At 40.4% G+C, this 2,929-nt stretch carries 2 protein-coding genes; both read right to left on the minus strand.

Translation table 11 applies throughout. The features are described 5' to 3' along the window. Nucleotides 1-1,682 (minus strand): glutamate synthase central domain-containing protein (locus UF75_RS25195; protein ID WP_045577265.1); only part of this gene is annotated, 1,682 nt, incomplete at its 3' end. 1,017 nt (nt 1,683-2,699) lie between these two features. Further along, on the minus strand, nt 2,700-2,929 hold a 230-nt coding region (locus tag UF75_RS25200; protein ID WP_045577266.1), incomplete at its 5' end, for an alanine racemase C-terminal domain-containing protein.

The following is a 2,929-nucleotide window of genomic DNA, read 5'->3' on the forward strand; positions in this document are numbered from 1 at the left end:
GAATTTCTTTGATCGGGTTCCAGCAGGTTGCCAGTATCTCCAAGGAGTATACTGCTTGAAGTGACAATTTCTTCTCTTATGCCGTCGATCGGGGGATTGGTGACTTGTGCAAAAAGCTGTTTGAAATAAAGGTAGAGCATCTGAGGTTTCTCAGATAAGACAGCGAGCGGTGAATCTATACCCATGGCTCCAATCGGATCAACGCCTTGGATCACCATAGGCAGAATTGTTGTCGTTATATCCTCATACGTATATCCAAAGGCTTTCTGCTGCTTAATCAGGTCCTCAGTGACTTCCTCTTCCGACATTTTCTCAACTGGTAGATCAATTAAAGGTACGATATGCCGGTTATTCCATTCTGCATAGGGATTTAAGATTGATACACTTTCCTTAAGTTCTTCGTCAGAGATGATTCTCTGTGCTTCGGTATCGATGAGCAACATTTTGCCCGGTTCCAGCCTACCTTTATATTTTACATTTTCAGGTTTGATGTCCAAGACCCCAACTTCTGAAGCCAGGATAACCTTATCATCGTTTGTGACATAATACCGAGAAGGTCGGAGTCCGTTTCTGTCCAGTACTCCACCGATGACCACACCATCAGAAAAACCCATGGCCGCCGGCCCATCCCAAGGCTCCATTAAATAGTCATTGAATCTGTAAAAGTCCTTTTTCTCCTTCGACATCAGCTCGTTCTTTTCCCAGGTCTCAGGAATCATCATCATCACAACATGCGGAAGCGATCTTCCTGTGAGGTGAAGAAATTCAAGACTATTATCGAACATTGCTGAGTCACTGCCCGACTCGTCGACGATCGGATATACTTTTGTGAGATCCTCAAAAAGCGGTGAATCGATACATTTCTGCCTCGCCTTCATCCAGTTGACATTCCCTCTAATGGTATTGATTTCGCCGTTGTGAACAATATATCGATTGGGATGGGCTCTCTCCCAGCTTGGGAAAGTATTGGTGCTGAACCTTGAATGAACCATAGCCAAGGCAGATGTGAAATCAAGATCTGCCAAGTCAAGATAGAAATTCCTAAGTTGTTCCGCTGTCAGCATGCCTTTATAAACAATGGTTTTCGAAGAAAGGCTGGCGATATAGAAGGTGCCCCCCTTGTCTTCGCACATCGGACCAATGACTTTTTCTGCCCTTTTTCTGATAATATAAAGCTTTCTTTCAAAATCCATGCCATTAGAGAGACTAACATCCTTGCCGATAAAAACCTGGATTAATCTCGGCATTGCTGCTTTTGCACCTTCGCCGATGGTCGTCTTATCGATTGGAACTTCTCTCCAGCCTAGGATCCTCTGGCCTTCCTCCTGAACGATTTTTTCGAAGGTTTCCATCTGAGTTTTTCTAAAATCATGATACCTGTGAGCAAATACCATGCCTACGCCGTAGCTACCTTTTTCCGGCAAATCAAACCCTAACGCATCGCATTCCCTTTTGAAGAAATCGTGTGGTATTTGGATGAGTATTCCGGCACCGTCCCCTGTATTTTCGTCGGCACCGCTTGACCCCCTGTGGCTTAAGTTTTCCAGTACAGTCAAGGCCTCATCTATAATGTCATGAGACTTCTCCCCCTTGATATTAACGACAAATCCCATACCGCAAGCATCATGTTCTAATGCCGGATCATAAAGGCCCTGTTTCTTCGGTAAACCATAACTTTGCATAATACACACCCTTTTTGGAGTCTTCAGTTTTTGTATGATAAAAATTGTAACATAAATAGGTGAAATGAAAACTAATTTTAGCAAAAAATAATGTATTCTTGTTAAAGAAACGAGTTAATAGTAGGTTTAACAACAAATATCGTCTATCGTGGAGAACGCAACGGTAACCGTGTATAATTCCGATTCTAACATATTCGCAAGTTTATAATAACTGGAAGCCTTAATGTATTATGTATTTTTATATAAACTTCTGGAAATTATAAATAGTTTACAATGAGTAAGCCTCTCATGTAAACCGCCGATAATAACGTTGGCAAATATAGTCACTTTTTAAGTTCTAATCTTTGCCCCAATCTACCCGTAATCTCATCTGAAGCATTTACCTGAACATCGATTTTGGCATCTAAAAACGTTTCCCTCCAGTGTGGTTTAACCTTGTTCCAATCTTTAGGATTATAACGATGTAACTTTTCTGAAAAACCCAGACAATCCGATTCATAGCCCCGAACAGTATCAATCGTCCGGCTTTGACTTTTCCACTAGATACGTAATCTATTTACCTACACTCTTTACTCGAATTGATCGACTTTAACTTTATTTTTAATCCCCCCCTGCTTTATAAAAACTTGTTTAGTTAATATGTCTATTTTTATTAAGTTTAAAACTAAAGAGTTACCCCTTCTTCCTAAGCCAAGAAATCCCTAGTAAAAATATGGGTATAACTAGCTCAAAGGTTCTACCGAAGGTGGCCAATAATTACTTAAAGATGAGGGTAGAAGTAACAAAAACAAACAACAACATGACAACCTGAGTTCCGGATATTTTAACGTTTTGTTCCATATACTGCTCCTTAACGAATTAGCATGTCACCAATCAAGACTTGAATAAGCAAGTAATATGCAGTATTTTATAGACTTTTATTAGAAATTTTTCAAGTAAAAAAAAGCTCACACCTTGCAAAATGTGAGCTTCCTTTTTTACTTGATACATCCTTTAATATTAACCTTAGGTCATTTCTCACGTTGGTTCAAGATAAACTCGGGGGACTCGTTTGGAAATTCCACAAACCACTTCATAGCTGATAGTTCTTAGCCACTTTGCCATTTCCATGGCTGTAATTTGTTCATTGCCATCTTGCCCTAAGATCGTCACGATATCCCCCACTTGGACTTTTGGAATTTTGGTTACATCAAGCATTGTCTGATCCATACAGATCCGCCCAATGATCGTAGCCCGCCCTCCATGGA

This window comes from Desulfosporosinus sp. I2 (assembly GCF_000960765.1).
Taxonomy (GTDB): domain Bacteria; phylum Bacillota; class Desulfitobacteriia; order Desulfitobacteriales; family Desulfitobacteriaceae; genus Desulfosporosinus.